Origin of the sequence: Sorangium sp. So ce1504 (assembly GCF_051521635.1) — a bacterium.
Taxonomy (GTDB): Bacteria; Myxococcota_A; Polyangia; order Polyangiales; family Polyangiaceae; genus Sorangium; species Sorangium cellulosum_B.
In genome coordinates this window covers 9,571,029-9,589,192 of the sequence record NZ_CP150365.1, presented here as the reverse complement: position 1 = coordinate 9,589,192, position 18,164 = coordinate 9,571,029, and the positions used below count along the sequence as shown (strand labels likewise).

Annotated in this window: 14 protein-coding genes; 9 read left to right on the top strand and 5 right to left on the bottom strand. The window is 70.5% G+C overall.

Annotated features, from left to right (window positions below; all coding sequences use genetic code 11):
- Positions 1–64: 64 nt before the first annotated feature.
- Complete coding sequence (locus WMF39_RS36120) at positions 65–910, top strand: AraC family transcriptional regulator (protein ID WP_437741020.1); 846 nt, start codon at positions 65–67, stop codon at positions 908–910.
- Between the two features lie 177 nt (positions 911–1,087).
- Entirely contained in the window at positions 1,088–2,458 is a 1,371-nt protein-coding gene (locus tag WMF39_RS36115; RefSeq protein ID WP_437741019.1) for an extracellular catalytic domain type 1 short-chain-length polyhydroxyalkanoate depolymerase, read from the top strand.
- Positions 2,459–2,607: 149 nt separating this feature from the next.
- Here WMF39_RS36115 and WMF39_RS36110 read toward each other — a convergent pair whose 3' ends face one another.
- Positions 2,608–4,074, bottom strand: coding sequence for a protein kinase domain-containing protein (locus WMF39_RS36110; protein ID WP_437741018.1), 1,467 nt, complete (start codon positions 4,072–4,074; stop codon positions 2,608–2,610).
- Positions 4,075–4,577: 503 nt separating this feature from the next.
- On the opposite strand from WMF39_RS36110, the gene WMF39_RS36105 reads away from it, so the two are divergent.
- From WMF39_RS36105 to WMF39_RS36090, 4 genes are all read left to right on the top strand, one after another.
- Complete coding sequence (locus WMF39_RS36105; protein WP_437741017.1) at positions 4,578–5,579, top strand: hypothetical protein; 1,002 nt, start codon at positions 4,578–4,580, stop codon at positions 5,577–5,579.
- Between the two features lie 228 nt (positions 5,580–5,807).
- Positions 5,808–6,743, top strand: coding sequence for a hypothetical protein (locus WMF39_RS36100; protein WP_437741016.1), 936 nt, complete (start codon positions 5,808–5,810; stop codon positions 6,741–6,743).
- A 153-nt stretch (positions 6,744–6,896) separates the two neighbouring features.
- The gene (locus tag WMF39_RS36095) at positions 6,897–8,534 is read left to right on the top strand and encodes a hypothetical protein (RefSeq protein ID WP_437741015.1); all 1,638 of its coding nucleotides are present in this window, start codon (positions 6,897–6,899) and stop codon (positions 8,532–8,534) included.
- Positions 8,535–8,584: 50 nt separating this feature from the next.
- Entirely contained in the window at positions 8,585–9,364 is a 780-nt protein-coding gene (locus WMF39_RS36090; RefSeq protein WP_437741014.1) for a hypothetical protein, read from the top strand.
- Positions 9,365–9,462: 98 nt separating this feature from the next.
- On the opposite strand, the gene WMF39_RS36085 is transcribed toward WMF39_RS36090, so the two are convergent.
- Both WMF39_RS36085 and WMF39_RS36080 read right to left on the bottom strand, forming a co-directional pair.
- On the bottom strand, positions 9,463–10,191 hold the full coding sequence (locus WMF39_RS36085) for an RNA polymerase sigma factor (RefSeq protein ID WP_437748073.1): 729 nt from the start codon (positions 10,189–10,191) through the stop codon (positions 9,463–9,465).
- Positions 10,192–10,437: 246 nt separating this feature from the next.
- On the bottom strand, positions 10,438–11,445 hold the full coding sequence (locus WMF39_RS36080) for an RNA polymerase sigma factor (RefSeq protein WP_437741013.1): 1,008 nt from the start codon (positions 11,443–11,445) through the stop codon (positions 10,438–10,440).
- 410 nt (positions 11,446–11,855) lie between these two features.
- On the opposite strand from WMF39_RS36080, the gene WMF39_RS36075 reads away from it, so the two are divergent.
- From WMF39_RS36075 to WMF39_RS36065, 3 genes are all read left to right on the top strand, one after another.
- A complete protein-coding gene (locus tag WMF39_RS36075) occupies positions 11,856–12,980 on the top strand; it encodes a PEGA domain-containing protein (protein ID WP_437741012.1) in 1,125 nt (374 codons plus the stop codon).
- A gap of 62 nt (positions 12,981–13,042) precedes the next feature.
- Positions 13,043–14,605 (top strand): hypothetical protein, encoded by a 1,563-nt coding sequence (locus WMF39_RS36070; RefSeq protein WP_437741011.1) that lies wholly within the window; start codon positions 13,043–13,045, stop codon positions 14,603–14,605.
- Positions 14,606–14,641: 36 nt separating this feature from the next.
- Positions 14,642–16,222 carry a hypothetical protein gene (locus WMF39_RS36065; protein WP_437741010.1) on the top strand — a complete coding sequence of 527 codons (1,581 nt, stop codon included), beginning with the start codon at positions 14,642–14,644 and terminating at the stop codon, positions 16,220–16,222.
- 180 nt (positions 16,223–16,402) lie between these two features.
- On the opposite strand, the gene WMF39_RS36060 is transcribed toward WMF39_RS36065, so the two are convergent.
- Positions 16,403–17,209 (bottom strand): hypothetical protein, encoded by an 807-nt coding sequence (locus WMF39_RS36060; RefSeq protein ID WP_437741009.1) that lies wholly within the window; start codon positions 17,207–17,209, stop codon positions 16,403–16,405.
- A 17-nt stretch (positions 17,210–17,226) separates the two neighbouring features.
- Positions 17,227–17,688: a hypothetical protein gene (locus tag WMF39_RS36055; protein ID WP_437741008.1), complete on the bottom strand. Its 462-nt coding sequence runs from the start codon at positions 17,686–17,688 to the stop codon at positions 17,227–17,229.
- Between the last annotated feature and the right edge of the window lie 476 nt (positions 17,689–18,164).

The window sequence follows — 18,164 nt, the reverse complement described above, 5'->3', positions numbered from 1 at the left end:
CCTCCGGGGCGGACGTTACTGCCCGGGCGAGGCGCGGTATTGTAAAAGAGCGCCACGCGCGATCATGAGCCGGAGCATCACCCCCGAGGACCCCACCCGCGGCATCCTGAACCCCGCCGCGGGTCTCCAGCGCTTTTTCGCGCTGCACCGCCACGCGCCCGCGCCGGACCTGGCCAGGCTCGTCGACTGGCACTGGGTCGTCCGCTGGTCGCTCACCGCGCCGTTCGAGCAGGAGCTCTTGCCGCACCCCTGCGTCAACCTGGCCATCGAGGCGCCGGGCTCGGCGGTGCACGGCATCGGGACCCGGCGCGAGGTCGTCCGGATCGAGGGCACGGGGCGCGTCGTCGCGACGAAGTTCAAGCCGGGCGGCTTCTTCCCGTTCGCGCCCCTCCCCATGCGCCGGCTGGTCGACAGCGTCGTCCCCCTCGTCGAGATCTTCGGCGGCGCGGCCGGGCCGCTCGAGCGCGCCGTGCTCGACCAGCCGGACGACGCCACCGCGATCCGCGCCGTGGAGGAGCTCCTGCGCGCGCGCAGGGGCCCGGAGGACGCCGGGCTCGACGAGGCGATGGCGCTCGCCGTCCGCGCGCAGGACGATCGCGACATCCACCGCGCCGAGGATCTGGCCCGGATCGCGGGCGTCTCGGTCCGCACGCTGCACCGCGCGTTCGAGCGGTACATCGGCGTCGGGCCCAAGTGGATCATCCGGCGGTCACGCGTGCAGGAGGCCGCGGAGCGCGTGGCCACGGGCGCGCCCGTCGCGTGGGCGGCGCTCGCGCAGGAGCTCGGGTATCATGATCAAGCGCACCTGATCCGGGAATTCAAGACCCAGGTCGGCTTCACACCGGCCGTCTATGCAGAGCGGTGCGCGGCAGCGAGGTCGAAAGGCGGCCCGCCCGGCGTGAAGGGGTGAGCTGCGGGTTTACGGCCATTCACAGCGCGAGAAGGCTCCATGATGCGCAAGGTCTTGGTTCAATTTTCGCGGGCTGGAAGAACCCGAAGCGGCTTGCGCCCAAGTTCCTGTGTCGATAGCATCCGCGCGCCAATCGCGCGCCATCGTCGGCGACGCCAGCTTTAGAGGTAATCGAACATGCGTCGATTTCAGAATCGCGTTTTCGTGGTCGCGTCGTTCTCTTTGGGTCTGTTCGCGGCCATGCCCGTGTACGCGGCGTCCGTGCAGGCGGTGAGCCGGGCGACGTGGGGAGCGAGCGGCGTCCCGAGCTACGTCAACATGAACATCTACGTCCCGGACAAGCTGGCCGAGAATCCGCCCATCGTGGTGGGCTGCCACTCGTGCAGCACGCCGGTGAGCTCGTTCTTCAACAGCATCTCGGGTGTCAAGGCGGGCGCCGACAAGAACGGCTTCATCATCATCCTTCCGGAGGCCACCGGCCGGAACTGCTGGGACGTGGGCACGACGAAATCGCTGACCCACGACGGCGGCGGCGACACGCAGGCCGTCGCTCAGATGGTGAAGTACACGCTCGAGAAGTACAAAGGCGACCCGAAGCGCGTCTACGTGATGGGCGGCTCGTCCGGAGCGATGATGACGCAAGCCATGCTGGCGGTGTACCCGGACATCTTCCGGGCCGGCGCGGCGAGGGCGGGGGTGGCGGCCGGGTGCTGGGCGGACGGCTTCGACGGGGGCCAGCAATGGAGCAACAACTGCGCGGGCGGCAGGACGAGCAAGTCAGCGCAGCAATGGGGAGATCAGGTTCGGGGGATGTTCCCTGGGTATACGGGGCATCGCCCCCGCCTTCAGATCTTCCACGGCACGGCGGACGCGACGATCAACTACAAGAACCAGGCCGAGGCGATCAAGGAATGGACGAACGTCCTCGAGCTGAGCGAGACCCCGACCTCGACCGACATGATCACATCGGGCGGGACCACCTATGATCGCCAGTTCTGGAAGAACGAGTGTGGCTACACGGTGTTCGAGGCCTGGTCAGGAAGAAACGGCGCGCACTCCATGCCGTACGAGGCCGATGCGATCCTCGCGTTCTTCGGTCTGGACAAGGCCGGTGGGGCCGATCCGGAGACCGACTGTTCCGAGGCTGCCGGCAGCGGCGGCACGGGTGGCTCGGGCGACGGCTCCGGGGGTGATCAGAACGTCGGCGGCGCCGGGCCTGCTGCGGGGAGCGGCGGCGCCTCGGGGGACGGCGGAAGCGCGGGCGAGGGCGTGACCGTCGGCTCTGGCGGGCAGCCCGCTGGCGGCGGCGAGGTCACCACGACGGGCGGCAGCGACCCGAGCGGCACGAGCGGTACGAGCGGTACGAGCGGCGCTGCGGACAGCGCCACCACCGGCGCGGGCTCGGAGTCTGCAGGTGAATCGGGTGAAACGGGTGGGTGCGCCGTCGTCGGTGGCGATGCCAAGCCGAAGAGGTCGTACGCAGCGGTCGTCGCCATGGGCCTTGCGCTGTTGACGCTCCGTCGCCGGCAGCGAAACGCCCGGAGCTGACACGTGTCTTGCCGGTGAGCTGAAGCAACCCCTCGGCCTTTTCGAGAAAATTCACAGGGGGGCGGGGAGACGGGGAGTGAAATCCCACCAATCTCCCCGTCTCCCCGTCTCCCTGTTCAATCTTCTGCTAAAAATAAGGGGTCTCCGCGCTAGAAGGGCACCTCCGGAATCGGTGCTCGGTCGAGCCCCGGCGCGGTCGTTGGCGGGATCGGCGGCCTCCTGGAAGGAGAGGGGACACCCGTGTGTGGTGTCCTGGGCGTGGCGCTCGACGGCGGGCGTGCTGCCGTGGTGGACGTCGAGGGCGCCGGTGGCGCTGCCGTCTCGCCGGCGGCGTCCGCTGCCGAGCCCGTCGCTTCTGCAACGGGCGTCGCGGGCGTCACGCTCTCCAGCGGCTCCGGGGAGGGCTCGACCTCTGCCGACGCGCTGGCGGCGACCTCCTCCGACGCCGGCGCGCCGGCCGAGGCGGCCTTCGCATCGCCCCCGCCGCTCGCTCCGCCCCGACCGAGCGCGATGGTGACGCCGGCGCCGAGCAGGAACGTCATCGCGATGCCGATCGCCAGCCTCGCGCGCTGAGGCCTCTGGAGTCGGGCCTCCTGCGCTGTCGATCCGGCGCCGGTCAGGGTGCCTGGCCTCGCCGAGCGGGGCGTGGCCGCCGGCTCGTCGAGCTTGGCGACGTCGAGCGCTATCGTCCCGCTGAGCCTCGGCCGAGCGGTGCTCGGCACGCCGGAGCACGGGGATTGCAGATCCGGAATCGATGGAGACGCCATGCCTGCGACACGGCGGAGCTCGCCCATCATCTCTCCGACCGACTGGAAGCGCTCCGCCCGCTCGCGGGCCAGCGCCCGCGCGAAGAAGGCATCGATCTCCGGCGGCAGGTCGCGCGCGATCAGGGACGCGCTGGGCACCGGACCGACCAGGATGTTGGCGATCACCGCGCCGAGCTGGGCCCCCTGAAAGGGCAGCTCGCCTGTGACGCCATAGAAGAGGATGACCCCGAGCGACCAGAGATCGCTGCGCTGATCGATGTCCTTTTCGCCCCGGACCTGCTCCGGGCTCATGTAGTGGGGCGAGCCGAGCAGCTCGCCGGTGCGGGTCACCTCTTCCGTCAGCGCCGCGCCGGTGTCCTTGACGATGCCGAAGTCGAGGATCTTGACGACCTCGTCCTGCTCTCCCTCCACGCGCACGAGGAACAGGTTGGCAGGCTTGAGATCGCGATGGACGAGGCCGGCGTCGTGCGCGCGACGGATGGCCTTGCCGGCCTGCACCAGGATCAGGGTGGCGTCCACGAGAGAGAGCCGGCCGACGCGCAAGAGGCGCGTGCCCAGGTCCTCGCCCTGAAGCAGCTCCATCACGAGGTACGGAGTTTCGTCGTCGACGCCAAAGTCCTGGACGTAGACGACGTGTGGGCTCTGGAGGCTCGCCGCGATCCTGGCTTCACGCTCGAAGCGGGCGAGGAACGTCGACGACGCAGCATAGGTCGGGTCCATGAACTTGACCGCGACGAGAGAGCCCAAGTTGACGTGTCGCGCCACCCACACCGAGCCCATCCCGCCGTGCGAGAGAGGTCGTTCGAGACGATACTTCCCACCTACGACGGAATCCGGAGCGAACTGCATGGTGATGGCTTCCTCCTGATAGCCGAGGGAGGCGAGGGGAGCGTACAGGATAGGAAAGGCGCCGGCCACGACGAGGCGGGAGATGTCAGATGGATTATCCTTCTGTGCGCCACGTTCCGGGCGTCTCGGGCTCGACACGGCCACGAGATGGCTCCCCGGATCGCCGTGGCAGGCCCGGGTCCGACGCGGGCGTCGAGAGCGCTATCGGTGCGTGACGTTCCTGACAGCGGCGGTGTTCGGCGAGGGGGACGCGCTCGGGACGACGGCGAGCGCGGACGCTGCGCGCGCCGACGCTGCGCGTCCGCGCGCGGCGCACCAGGGGCCTTGCTTGCGCAGCGCAGCACGCCGGGCCTCCGCGGCGGTCCGCCGGAGCCCGCGCCGGCGCCGGCGCCGGCGCCGCAAGAAACCACGACGCCCCCGCCTCCGAACCCCTGCGCGGCAGCACGAGACCGCTCGCGAGAGCTATTGCGATCCCCTTGCCTCCGTCTAGAATCCACACTGCAATGAACAAATTATTTTGCAATTCAATTATCATCGCTGCTGGTCTCTCCCTCGCTCTCGGCGCGCTGGCCTGCGGAGAAGACGACAGCCCGGCAGACCCGAGTGGAACGGGCGGCGGGGCGACCGCCGGGTCGGGCGGCGGGGCGACCAGCGGGTCGACCGCGGGGTCGGGCGGCGCGTCGACGTCGGCGTCGGCGTCGAGCGGCGGGGTGACGACGGCGTCCGGCGGCGATCCCAATCCCGATCCCGCGAACGCGCGGACCTTCGACCACCGGCACGCGAGCCTGGACGGTATCCCGGCGAGCTGCGCCGAGGCGCTCAGGTCGGGGGACTTCGTCTTCCACTACGCCCACCGCTCGCACGGCTTCCAGATCATCGTCGGCGCCGAGAGCATCGAGGCGAAGACCCCTACCTACGCCTTCGAGACGGAGTATTGCGACGTCCCGCAGCAGGAAGGCGCCTTCCTGATGTGGGACGGGATGATCGACACCGACCTCATCCCGGGCGAGGAGTACTGGGCGACCGAGGCCGGGATCAACGACGTGCGCACCATCCTCGGAGGGCACCCGGAAATCCGGTACTCGATGTGGGCGTGGTCCTCGGAGATCTCCGAGCAGACCGAGGAGGACGTGCAGCGGTACCTCGACGTGCTCGACGCGCTCGGGCAGGAGTTCCCGGAGGTGACCTTCATCTACATGACGGGGCCCGGTGACGAGGAGTACAACGGCGTGAACCGCACGGAGCGCAACCAGCAGATCCGCGATTTCTGCCGGGAGCATGGGAAGATCCTCTATGACTTCGAGGACCTCGACGTCCACGCGGACGGCGAGCGGCACACAACGACGGTGGACGGCGTCGAGATCCCGATGCAGCACCCGCGTTACGACGTGGAGACGTCCGGCAACGCGGAATACGAGCATACCCACACGACCCAGGGCGCCTGCGAGAACAAGGCCATGGCGTTCTGGCGCATGATGGCCGAGCTCGAGGGGTGCGCGCAGTAGCCCCCGAGGTCGGCGGGCGCGCGGGCTGGCGCTCGGCCGCGGCGACGCCGCGAGCCGCTGTCTTTCCTGTCGGTTAAGTCCCGGTTTCCGGCGGAAAACTCCGCCGGATCGCGTCGCTCACGTCTTGCGGGCCGCCTTGCGCCCATGCTACTCGGCTGTCGCACGGGCATGCTCCCCCGCGCGCCTCCCGCGCAGGGGCGCCGCCTGGCAGCCGATCGGAGGCGGGCCATGGAAAGCGCGATACCGCTCGGGAAGAAGCAGATCATCGACGGCCAGCTGCGGGTCTACTACTACGGTTACTGGATCAAGGCCTACGAGGCGCCGGCCGACACGCTGCTCGCGAAGAAGCGCCTCATCGAGGCGCTGACGCGGCGCCTGTTCAACCACGTCGAGCACGGCATCAACGTCCCAGGGAAACGGCTGGACGAGGCGCGGCTCGCCTTCGAGTCGGAGACCGATCCGCAGCGGAAGCGCGTCAAGGCCGCCATGCTCGCGGGAGCGATCTTCAATCGAGCGACGGACATCTTCACCAAGCTCGTCGAGATCCAGGAGCTCGGCGTCACCATCGAGCCCGACAACGCCCTGATGCGCGAGTGCGGAGAGCACCTCCTCGAGGCGCTGACGCTCGGGAAGATGGTGCTCCACCGCAGCGGCGAGGAGGGGCTCGACGAGCTCTGGGGCGAGCCCTTCAAGGCGTTCTCGTTCCCGATCGAGGCGTTCTACAACAGCCGGTATGTCAAGATCGCCCAGAGCATGAGGGCGATCGACGGCATTCGCGACGCGATGATCGCCACCTTCGCTGGCTCGCCGATGTTCGCCGGGCTGGACCGCCTGGCCCGCGAGTTCGCGCACGCGGCCAAGATCAAGTGCGAGACGCTGCGCACCGACGACGACATCTTCGAGGTCTGGACGTCGTTCGTCGTGTCGGCGGAGAAGCTCGCCGGCTTCCAGCCGCTGCTCGGCGCGGACGCCTCGCCCCATGAGCGGGAGCAGGCCGCCCGGGGCGTCGAGCTGATCGTCCGTGGCAAGAACGTGATCTCGTACATCACGCGCGCGCGCGTGCCGATGCCCAAGACCACGGGCGAGCTCCTCGAGCGGTACGAGCGCTATCGCGCCACGTACGGCGCCGCGCCCGCGTCCGGGCCCGCGCGCAGCGTCGCCTGAGCGCCCGGGTCGCGGCCGCCGCGAGCGCAGAGGCTTTCACGCTCATGAGCGTCAACGGAGCGGTGTTGTAGGCGGGCGCCCGACATTTCGCCTGTCTGCTGTCGCGGAATGTTTCCGTTGACGCTGGGGCGCGCGTCTCTGTATCACCAGGTGATGAAATGCGCTTTGATCCTTTCGGGAGCGCTCTTCATCGGCCTCTCGTCGCTCCCCGCGAGCGCGCTGGTCACGCAGCCGAACGGCAGCGTCATGCCGCAGGACTCGAGGAACAACGAGGTCCAGCTCTACACCCTGTTCGCCAACCGGGGAGAGGCGCTCGACTACCAGGCCGATGGGAACACCGAGCCGTCCACGTTCTCGCCGCTCTGCGGCTTCACGGCGGAGCTGGTGCTCCGGCAGACAGGGTCTCGCCTCGGGGTCGGCTGGTACAACGTCGACCCCGCTGCCACGGCGCCGCCGGCGATCGACGACATCCACGAGATCGTCCCCGCCGGCTCCTCGGTCGGCACCGTCATCACCGCCGCGGATATCCGGAGCAATCCAGCCTATGCGGGCGGGCAGATCGGCTTCGCCCTCATCGGCGCGCAGACCCACTACTCCGAGCAGCGTTGGAATCAGGTGTGCACGGGCTGCGCCACGCCCGGACCCTGGGTCACCGCAGTCATCTATGCTTCGACGGTGACGCCGAACGCGTTTTACGTCGCGTTCGAGGATGGCGACGTCGGCCGGAACCCTGGCGACTTCAACAACGATGGCGACTACAACGATTATGTCTACTTCTTCAGCGGACTCACCTGCACCGGCGGCGGCGAGCCGTGCGATACCGGGCTGCCCGGCGTGTGCGCGCCAGGGGTGACCCAGTGCTCGGCGGATGGGCTCACCTGCCAGGGGCTCGTGCCGTCGTCGCAGGAGACCTGCGATGGGCTCGACAATGACTGCAACGGCACCGCCGACGAAGGCGACCTCTGCCCGCCGGAGCACGTCTGCGACCGGGGCGTGTGCGTGCAGGCGTGCGGCAGGGGCGAGTTCGTGTGCCCCTCGGACAAGGCATGTAATGCCGCGGGGTTCTGTGTCGAGCCCGCCTGCGCCGAGGTCGCCTGCGACGCGGGCGAGGTGTGCGTCGGCGGGCGGTGCCGCGCGCCTTGTGATGGAGTGCAGTGCCCCTCCCCGACGGTGTGCCGGGTCGGGGTGTGCGTCGACCCGTGCAGCACCGTGACGTGCGAGGAGGGCACGGTCTGCGACGGCGGCGTGTGCAAGCCGGAGTGCCCGTGCACGCCGTGCTCGAGCGGGCGCACGTGCGAGGAGGCGAGCGGGCTTTGCAGAGAGTCGGCCTGCGTTGGCGTCGCGTGCTCGCCTGGCCAGCGCTGCGACGCGGGCACCTGCGTGGACGCGTGCGCTGGAGCGGTGTGCCCGAGCGGGCAGACCTGCGCCGGCGGCGCCTGCGTGGAGGACACGAGCACGACAGCGGCCAGCGGGACCGGCGGTTCGACGGGAACGAGCCTGGACTCCGGCGTGGGCGGCGGCCTCACGGATCCGGCCGGCAGCGGCGTCACGGGAGGCAGCGGCGGCGGCGGCGGGTCAGGCGGCGGTTCGGGCGGGGCCGCCGCGGGCGGGGCCGCCGCGGGCGGCTCCGGCGCGGACAGCGGCTGCGGCTGCACCGTGGCCGGCGCGCACGGCTCGCCCGGAGCGCCGCTCGCGGCGATCGCGCTGGCGCTGGCTGGAGCGATTTGCCGGCGGAAGCGCGGCATTGCTTCCGCAAGGGGCCGGGCGTTTCGGAGATCGACAGGAGCATGACACCGCCCTGGCCGCTCCTCTCCGGCGAGCGGTCATGGCATAGTCCGTTCATGAGACATGAACTCCTTGGCTCCGTGTTGTGTGGCCTCCTCCTCCTCGCCGCCTGCAGCGACGACGAAAACGTGTCGCCGATCGGAGCAGGCGGCGCGGGCGGCATGGGCGGCGCGGGCGGCAGCACGACCGGCGACGGCGGAGGCGGAAGTGGAGGCGCAGCGCCGGTCGCCTGCGGAGGGAGCGCGGGAGCGGTCTGCGGCGAGACGGAGTACTGCGCGACGCCCGACGTGGCGTGCGACGCAGACGCGCAGGGCGAATGCACGCCGAGGCCGAGGGTAGGGGAATGTCCGGACGAATGTCAGGGGGTCTGCGGGTGCGATCAGCGCACCTATTGCAATGCGTGCATGGCGCACGCGGCCGGGGTGAACGCGTCGAGGGATACGGTCTGCGCAAGCGCAGATTACGTGATCGCCGATCACGACCGCGTCTACGTGCACCACGCCGACCTGCGAGAGGATCGGTGTCTGGCGATCTCGATCGCGGCGTTCGCCGATAGCGATCCGCTCTATGCCGGGATCGAGCTGGAGGGGCTCTGGGGCGTGCTGGACGTGGCGCTCACCGACAAGATGGGCGATTGCACCGAGCCCGGCATGCCGCCCGCCGACGAGCGCGCTTATGCCGTGACCGGGGCCACCGGGACGCTGACGTGGGAGGCTGAGCCGGTCACCGACATCCCGTGCATCATCGACATGGATATCACCCTCACGCTCGACGGGGAGCCGGGGACCGTGCGCTTCCAGGAGACCGGCGTGGTCGTCGACAACACGTGCCTGTAGCCAGCTGCTTGCCGGCAACCGGATCCGGTCGCGAGGCTGCCGAGCTGCCTGTCCGTAATCGGGTCCGGTTTCGCGAGGCTGCTCTTTCTTTCGCTGCTTCACCATGCCCCCGGTCGCGTGTGAACCCGGGGCTTCGTGGTGCGCTCCTCCTCCGCAGCGAGGCGCCTCGCGAGCGCTTCCTGCGCGCCCCGGAGCGCTCTCGTGCGCCGCTTGTACGCCGTGCTGAGGGGCATCTCTCTCGTCTCCGCGATGTCTCTCATGGGGATCTCGTGGAGGTCGCGCTGGACCAGCACCGAAGTCAGCTCGAACGGTAGCTCACGGAGGAGCGATCTCATCAGGCGCCGCCGCTCCGCTGCGAGCAGGAGCTCGAGGGCGGTCGCGCTCTCGCCGGCCTCGCTCAGCTCCACGGGATCCGTGATGACCTCGTTCCGCCGAGAAGCCTTCGCGTGGTAACGCGCAGCCAGGTTCACCGCCAGGCCGTTCAGCCACCGCGCGATCGGGCCGCGCGAGGGGTCATAGTTGCCGAAGCTCATGACAGCCGCCAGGAAGACGTCCTGGCTCAGGTCGTGCCGATCGCGCTCGGGCACACGGAGCCGCGCGAGCCACCGGCGAACGCGCCGAATCGTTTCTGCTTGAAAGAGGCATTGAAACGCATGAGCCCGAGACGGGCTCGCGGCAGGCTTCACCTCGTTCTTCCGAGGTCCCGGCTGCGCCGCCGTCCGTTGCGCGGTGCGAGGCGCGCCGACTGCGCTTGAAAGAACCGTCCTGTCGTGCTGGACCGGAGGAGCCCGCTCCTCGGCGAAGACGTGTGTTCTGATGGAATGCATCATCACCCCGCGCGAGGGCAGCGCCAGAAGCTCCATGGTTCGCCTCCAGGTGAAACGTGAGTGCTCCGCGCGAACGCTCGTCCGCGCGCGGACACGATCGCTCCTCTGAGGGCGTCGCTCGGCGCGCGACGTCCTCTCAGGAGGCGCTCAATCCCCTGCGACGAAGGCCGCGAACCACGGTGGTCCAGCACCGCCTCCGTGACGAAGGCGCACGTCGTGAGCGCAGCGATGCCTATGGCGCGGTCATCACCTGAGCCCCGCCAGCTGCGCGTCGCGTTCACGCGCCATGCGACCGCGCGGGAATCTCCGCCCGTGCTCCTCCAGCAGGCGTCGCGCCTCGACGAGCGACACGACATCACCGGCCGCCATGGCCGTCCGTGCGCGGGCGATCAGCTCCTGCTCGCGGGAGCTGATCCTCGGGCGGCGCTGCGCGGCTGGCCAGCCTGTCGGCATGGCGGGGACGGCAGGGGCCGTCACCGCCCCATCCAGCGCCGGAGGGGCCATCACCGCCCCGTCCAGCGCACCGCTCACGCGCGCCGGCCCGGCAGGGTCCCGCGCGGCCTGCCCGGTCTCCGGCTCGGTCGTCCTCCTGGAGAGCAGGGTGGCCATGCAGGGGTGGAGAGGCGCGACGGGCTCCATCGGGCCCACGGCCAGCACACCGAGCGCCGCCGCACAAGCGATGGCGAAGCCTCGCGCCATCCAGCGCGCGGGACTACCTCGCCGCCAGGAACACCGCTCCAGGAGCCAGGGCGGGAACAGCGCGGCGCGCAGCCGGCGAGCGCTCCGGCCTCGTTGCCTCGCTTCCCAGCGGGCCGCCGCCTCTTCGAACTCCTCCCAGGCCCGGCGCAGGCGACTTCGTGCCGTCTCCAGCGGGATCTCCTGCTCTCGGGCGACGTCGGCGATCGGCCGTTCCAGGAGCTCGCACGCGATGAACACCCCGCGGCGCCGCTCGCCGATCTCCTCGATGAGCTGCCGCACCAGCGCCGCCTCCTGGCGAGCGATGGCGTGATCCTCGGGGCTCTCTCGCTCATCGCAGAGCGCCGCCTCGTCGAGGCCCGTGAGCGCCTCCTCGCGCCTGCGCGACGCTCGCCGGTGATCGCGGGCCGTGTTCAGGACGACGCTGTCGCACCACGCGCTCGGGTTCCTGGCCGATCGGGCCTGCTCCCGCCGCTCCCAGAGCCGCGCCATCGCGTCTTGAGCGACGTCGTCGCGGTCCCTCTCGGGCACGCCAACGTAGCTGATGAGCGCTCTCACGCGGGCGGATACAGGGCAGGTCGGCGTTGGTCGGTCCACGATCCAGCAGACGATCCGAGCCCGGCCCGACGGTCAAAAAATCGAAAAAATCGACCGAGTCCTCGCAAGAGGCGCTGCGAGTGGCTCTACGGTGGGCGAGCCCGCAGAGAGGACCCGCGGCTCGGTGAGGTCTCCTCCTCCTCCGCACCTCCGCCCGCTGCGGATCTCAACGGGTGCCCAGCAGCCGTCGTGGGTGCGGTGCTCGTTCCGTCCTCAAAGGCCCTCCGGAGCGGAGCCATGCATTGTATCATCATTGCTGAAATTCTCATGCATCCGGTGGCTTGCGGATGATTTCCGACCATCGTGAGCTCACTGGACCACGAGGCCGAAATACGAGGAGGCTCGGCGCTCGCCGGTCCCTGTGCGTTGACATGGGCCCGCGCACAGGAGTATTCCGGGGCGGCGTGCGCCATGAGCTCCTCTCCGTCTTGCCGTGTGTCTTTCTCGGCGTCGTCGCGGTGGTGGAGGGCGTGGCGAGCGCGCAGGATCTCCATGCGATCGCGGGGACCCACGAGCCATCGACCGCGGAGGATCTGCTGCGCCGTGCTCGGCAGGCGCGCGATGCCAGGCGATGGGCCGAGGCCGAGGCGGCGTACGAAGCGGCGCTGAAGGCGGCCGACGCGGCGTGGACGACCGACGCGGAGCGCGCCGAGATCGCCGCGGAGCTCGGCCTGTGCGAGCTCGCGCTGGGCAGCTATCGAGACGCGGCAGACCACCTGGCGCAGAGCTTGAGACACCGCGGCGCGCTCCGCAGCCTGCTGGCGGAGCGGGCCGAAGAAGGATTGTTGAAGGCCGAGAGCCGGGTGGTGACGCTCTACCTGGGTGTGAGTCCACCGGACGCCGAGGTCTTCGTCGACGGCAAAGCGCTGGGTCGCCGGGCGCCGACGTACGAGCTGTTCCTGGAGCCGGGGCAGCACACCGTGCGCGCGCGGCTGGATGGCCACAGCGAGGCGGTAGGCGCGTTCGACGGGCAGGCGGGCAAGGCCAGCTCGCTGACCCTGAAGCTGCTTCGCGCGCCGGAGCGCGCCGCGCCTGGGGCGGCCGGCGCCGGCCCGGTGCGGCCGGCGGCCCCGTCGCCTCCTCCGGCGGCGCGGCGGGCGCTCCCCCTGACGGAGCTGCGGATCGGGGGCGCGGCGCTGGCGACGGCCGCGGTGGCGGCCGGCACGGTGTTCCTGCTGCGGGCCCATGTGATCGATGACGATGCCGCCGAGCGCGAGGTGGCGCTCCGCCGGCAAGGCTGGACGCCGACGACATGCTGGTGGCCGAACGCGCCCTCGGCGTGCGTGGAGATCCGCGACGACGTGGCGGAGCGGGATCTGTTCGCCACGCTCGGCAACGTGGCGCTGTCGACTGGGGCGGTGTTCGGGATCGCGACGGCGGGCTCCTTCCTTGCAGAGAAGTGGATTTTCGACGAGACGCCGGTCCGCGGGCGCGTGCAGGTGGTACCGAGCACGACGGGAACGCAGGCCGGGTTCGTCCTTCAGGGCGTGTGGTGAGGCGAAGCGGAGCGATGGGGATGCGCGGGGGGCGACGTCGAGGAAGGCTGCATTCGATCGCGGTGCTCGCGCTCGGCTGCGGAAGCGCCGCGGGGAGCGCCGGGTGTTATTATGCCGAGGATTGCGCGAGGACGTTCACGTGCCATCCGCTTCCCGGCGAGATGCCGCCCGCCCTGCCGGCGTCGCCGTGTGACGGCGATCCCGCGACGAGCCCGGCGAAGAACGGGTGCGGGGTGTTCGTCTCGCGGGGTGGAAACGACGCGAGCGACGGGACGAGGGGAGCGCCCGTGAGGACGCTGCGACGGGCGGTGGAGAAGGCGTCGGAGCCCGGGGGGACGCGGCGGGTGTACGCCTGCGCGGAGGACTTCGAGGAGGCGGTCACGCTGCCGTCGGGCGTCGCGTTCTGGGGCGGCCGGGACTGCGCCACGGCGGCGTGGACCTGGGGCGGCAAGGACCGCTTCACCGGGATCGCGCCGGCGCCGGAGCTGGTGCCGCTCGTCGTGGAGGCGCGCGAGGCGAGCATGACGTCAGCGGTGTTCGGCGTGCGGCTCGTGGCGGCGGACGCGGTGCGGCCGAGCGGGTCGTCCATCGGGATGATCGTGCGGGAGGGCGCCGCGGTGGACGTGCTGTCGAGCGAGATCCTGGCGGGGAACGGGGCCGATGGGGCGGACGGGGAGAGCGCTCCGCAAGCATGGCGGGCGCCGGATGGGGCGGGGGGCAATCCCGGCAGACTCGGGTGCCTGGCGGACTGGACCGAGGGCGCGCCGCCGGCGGTGACCGTGTGCGAAGACGGCACGAGGTCCATCGGAGGCGCGGGCGGCGAGGGCGACGTCGCCGCGGGTGGCGATGGTGCGAAGGGTGCACCGGCTCCAGGGGCTGGCGCGATGCACGACGGTAAGGGGGGAAAGGGCGGGCCAATGAGCTGTACGCCCGGCGAGAACGGCGGCGATGGAGCGCCCGGCGCGACCGGGGTCGGCGGCGGGATCGGATTGGGCGAGCGGCTTAAGTACGGCAGCATCAGCGCGCGCGGCTGGCAGGGCTTCTCGGGACAGCACGGCCAGAACGGGGGGATTGGGCAGGGCGGAGGCGGTGGGGGCGGTGTCGGCGCGAACGGGCAGTGCCATCCCGTGGATCCGCAAGGTGGACCGTCCGGCGGCTCGGGCGGGGGTGGCGGTTGCGGGGGACGTGGTGGCCGGGGGGGCGGCTACGGGGGCGGTAGCTTCGGGATCGTCGCTCTGCATGCGCACGTGCTGGTGGATAAGACCGATATCATCACCGGCAACGGGGGTCGCGGCGGCAACGGAGAGCGGGGGCAAGAGGGTGGTCGGGGCGGGCCAGAGGGCCCCCGTGGAGGTATCACAGGCACGGCCTACCGCGCATGCGAGGGTGGGCTAGGCGGCAACGGCGGCTCTGGCGGCCATGGCGGCGGAGGGCTCGGGGGCGTATCCATCACCATCGCGCTCGTGAACAGCAGTATTCACCTCACGGAGAGCGCAGACTGGGATTGGGGAGCCCCTGGTGCCGGGGGAGTCGGAGGCGATCCGAACGACGATAACGCCAAAGGGGAGGACGGCCAGACCGCCGTTCTCTGGGAGTTCCCGGAGCTGATTGTGCCGCCTCAATGAGGCCGTTCGCACGGGAATGATCAGGGAGAGAGGAGCATGAAGATCACAGCCGCTGCATGGATCGTGCTGCTGTCCGCTCCGGCCGCCCTGGGGTGCGGGACGGAGCCGTTCGCCCCACCGTGCGCAGAGGGGGGCGCCTGCGACCCAGAGCCCGCAGCCGCGCCCTCGGAGGAGGAGTGTCTCGATGGGCTCGCCGCGCTGCGCGTGCAGGCCGGGTGCGGGGTGTTCGCGAGCCGGTCGTTTGGAGACGATAGCAATCCCGGCACGATGGAGAAACCGGTGAAGACGCTCGCCCGTGCGGTCGCGCTTGCGCCGCGTGCTCGCGGGAGGGTGTTCGCCTGCACCGACTCTTACGCCGAGGGCATCACGTTGCGCTCCGGCATCGATCTGTGGGGCGGGTTCGCTTGCTGGTCGAGATGGAGACACTACACGGAAGGGGTGACCAACAAGCCGGCGATCCTCTATTCACCAGACGAGGGGGGTCCCCCGATCACCGTGGTGGCAGCGCAGGACGACGGCGAGGGGGCCACCGACGGCATATCGACGATTGTGGACATGCAAGTGCAGCACAAGCGCAGATTGCAGCCGGCTCGCTCTTCCATCGCGATGAGGCTCCAGCCGGGCGCGGTCGTGGAGGTGCTTCGGAGCGAGATCCAGGCGGACAGGGGCGGCGGAGGCGAGCACGGCCAGGATGCGGTCTACGTTGATCCGCAGCCAGCGTACGGGGAGATCGGAGCGATCGGCAAGGACGCTTGCTCGGCAGCGACTGTGGCCGGCGCGCCCGCCGTGACGACCGTGTGCGGCGAGCTGGTATCGACGGGCGGCAAAGGGGGCGACGGGACCCCGGACCGCGGTGGCAATGCCGAGGACGGCAAGCCGCTGACGGCCCCGACCCCCACGGATGCGGGCCTGGGCGGCGCGGGCGCGAAGGACGGCGCCCCGTGCGCGGACGGTCGCCGTGGAGGAGACGGCGCGCCGGGCGCGCCCGGCGTAGCCGGCCAGGGTGGACGCCTCACCGAGGCCGGGTGGGAAGGCGTTCCCGGCAGCCAGGGTGGCACGGGGGCGCCCGGCCAGGGGGGCGGTGGTGGCGGTGGCGCGCCGGGCGGCCGGAGCGCCTGCGGCAACGCGGCGCTGGGCGGCGCGTCGGGCGGTTCGGGCGGCGGTGGCGGCTGTGGCGGCTCCGGCGGCCGCGGCGGCGGCGCGGGCGGCGCGAGCATCGCGATCTTCGCCCATCCGGGCAGCAAGCTGACCCTGCGGGAAACGCGCGTCATCACGGGCCCGGGCGGCCCCGGAGGTCGAGGGGGCCGAGGCCAGTTCGGCGGGCAGGGCGTGCAAGGAGGCCCGCCGGGGCTGGATCCGCCCATGCTCGGCGAACACGCCTGCCGAGGCGGCTACGGCGGTTGGGGCGGCATGGGCGGCTATGGCGGCGGGGGCTCCGGCGGGCCCTCGATCGGCATCGCGTATGCCGATGACGAGCAGCTCACCCTGGATCGCGTCACGTTCGAGATCGGCGAAGGGGGCCCGGGCGGCATCGCGGATGTGTTCGACGAGACGCGCGACAAGGCGAACCGAGGCAGCGACGGCTTCTCCGCCGAGACGATGCGCTTCGCGCGGTAGGTTCGCGCGCGGGAGCGCCGCGACCGGTTCCCCTGACCGGTCGGGAACAGGGTAGGACGAGCGCCTCGCCCCAGGACCAGCCGCTGTGTTGACGGCCGCTCCCATGTCGCCGTCTGCGCCGGGAACTTCCATCGCGCCTCGTCTGCTCCCGTCACGTGCAGCGCCGCCGGCGAGCAGGCCTTATGCGTTGTCGTTGCTTGGTCCTTCCAGCGGCCCCTCGGGCGCGTCCCACCCGCCGGGAGGCTCTTCAATTCCCAGTGCGGCGAGGAGCTCGCGGGCGGCCTTCGAGATGTCGGCGGGGATCTCGGGCCCCGGTTCCCAGGCCGAGAGCAGCGCGCGAAGCCTCCGAGCGGGCGCGGCGAATTTCTGTTGATCGAGCTCCGTTCCGAAGGCGGACAGGAGCTGGTCCATATGCTCGACCAGATGCTCTCGCGACGGCCACGACGTCGCCTTGGCCCACAGCGAGGGCGAGGCGAGCAGCTCAGCGACGTTCACTGCGCCCGCGAGTGCCTGGGCCAGCTGGGCCGCCTTCTTCGACGCATCGCCGTAACCCCGCGGCGCGCCCACGGCCTCCGCTTCGGGCGGCGGCTCCGCGTCGTCTGTGTCGCGATCCATCGCCCGGACCTGGTAGCCGTCGTCGTTCTCCCAGCCGCAGGCGGGCACCCTTATGCCGAGCGAAAGACAGAAACGCCGGGCCGCCTCGTACACTGCCTGCGGGACCTCCTCGCCCTCTCTCCAGGTAAGAACCGCCTCCCGGAGCTCTCGCGCTCGCTCGCGGGGCTCATCGAGCGGGAAATACGCGATGTAGTCGTCGGCCGCCAGGAGGACTTCCGCGCGCGTCGGTCGTCTCACGAGGGTCGACAGCCTGCGGGCCGAGGTCATCTCACGCAACAGGTCGAAGGCGTTGTTGAGGGCCTCGCCCTCCTTGTCGTCAGGGTCCGATCTTCGACGGATGGTGCGCGGCTCTCGCGGTTGGGTAGGCTTCACGGTATCGTCCCTCCTGCTCACGGATACGGCATACAGACGGGTCCGACGTAGATGTTCCTGAGTGCCGAGATGGCGCCGGCACCGACGGCGACGACCTCGGGCGGCGAGGTCCCGGTCTTGACGCAAACATAGGAGCACCACGCTCTTATCACGATGTTCTGCAGGAGCTCGTTCACGAAGTCCGGGCACGTGGGGCACTTCGCCTTCCCGCAGTCGTTGATGATGCAACGATGACTCACGGCAGGTATGTAGCCCTGCTGGCATCGTGGCAGAGATTCGCAGCCGTAGTCTCCCTCGCATTCGTACTTTGGTATCACCCTGTATGCGAGCATCGACGGGTCGGTGCCCGAGAGCCACGCCCGCGCCTGCTCCATCGCTCCCGGCGCGTACTGCTCCAGGAGCGCCCTCAGCGTCTCGTCGTCGAGCGTGGCCGGATCGATCTGCGTGGCCTCGACCGCGCCGGCCATGGCGCACGTCATGTTCCCAGCCAGGGCTGAGGCGAACGCCTGCTCCTCCGGGTCGAGCTGAGCATAGGCTTCCTCAGCCAGCCGTTGCTCCTCCGGGCTGACGCCCGTGCCGTCGTCGACGGTGCTGCTGCCGCCCGTGCCGTCGTCGACGGTGCTGCCGCCCGCGCCTCCCTCGGGGGCTGTCCCCCGTCGTTGGAGCTATGCCACGCTCCATCCTCATCTCCCGGACCCACCCGGATGACGCATCCGGGAACCACCGCATACCCGGCCAGCCCCATGAACACGACCGCCGCCGCCCCTTGAGCTGCTCGCTTCGCCATCTCGACCACCTCCGCCCCCTAAGTCGCTCGCTTCGCCGTCGCACCCGCTCTGAAACATGGCGGGTCCCATTCGGCCACACTGCCAAGCGTCCAGCCGCGTAGCACGCGCGCTCTCCCACCACAAGCGAGCGGCGGACGAGCTGCCGGCAAGCGGCGCAGCGCCGTTCG

What these genes read in the sequence shown, in the direction of transcription:
- WMF39_RS36120 (WP_437741020.1), top strand. Translation starts at nt 65, where the DNA reads ATGAGCCGGAGCATCACCCCCGAGGACCCCACCCGCGGCATCCTGAAC.
- WMF39_RS36115 (WP_437741019.1), top strand. Translation starts at nt 1,088, where the DNA reads ATGCGTCGATTTCAGAATCGCGTTTTCGTGGTCGCGTCGTTCTCTTTG.
- WMF39_RS36110 (WP_437741018.1), bottom strand. Translation starts at nt 4,074, where the DNA reads ATGCAGTTCGCTCCGGATTCCGTCGTAGGTGGGAAGTATCGTCTCGAA.
- WMF39_RS36105 (WP_437741017.1), top strand. Translation starts at nt 4,578, where the DNA reads ATGAACAAATTATTTTGCAATTCAATTATCATCGCTGCTGGTCTCTCC.
- WMF39_RS36100 (WP_437741016.1), top strand. Translation starts at nt 5,808, where the DNA reads ATGGAAAGCGCGATACCGCTCGGGAAGAAGCAGATCATCGACGGCCAG.
- WMF39_RS36095 (WP_437741015.1), top strand. Translation starts at nt 6,897, where the DNA reads ATGAAATGCGCTTTGATCCTTTCGGGAGCGCTCTTCATCGGCCTCTCG.
- WMF39_RS36090 (WP_437741014.1), top strand. Translation starts at nt 8,585, where the DNA reads ATGAGACATGAACTCCTTGGCTCCGTGTTGTGTGGCCTCCTCCTCCTC.
- WMF39_RS36085 (WP_437748073.1), bottom strand. Translation starts at nt 10,191, where the DNA reads ATGCATTCCATCAGAACACACGTCTTCGCCGAGGAGCGGGCTCCTCCG.
- WMF39_RS36075 (WP_437741012.1), top strand. Translation starts at nt 11,856, where the DNA reads ATGGGCCCGCGCACAGGAGTATTCCGGGGCGGCGTGCGCCATGAGCTC.
- WMF39_RS36065 (WP_437741010.1), top strand. Translation starts at nt 14,642, where the DNA reads ATGAAGATCACAGCCGCTGCATGGATCGTGCTGCTGTCCGCTCCGGCC.
- WMF39_RS36055 (WP_437741008.1), bottom strand. Translation starts at nt 17,688, where the DNA reads ATGACGTGCGCCATGGCCGGCGCGGTCGAGGCCACGCAGATCGATCCG.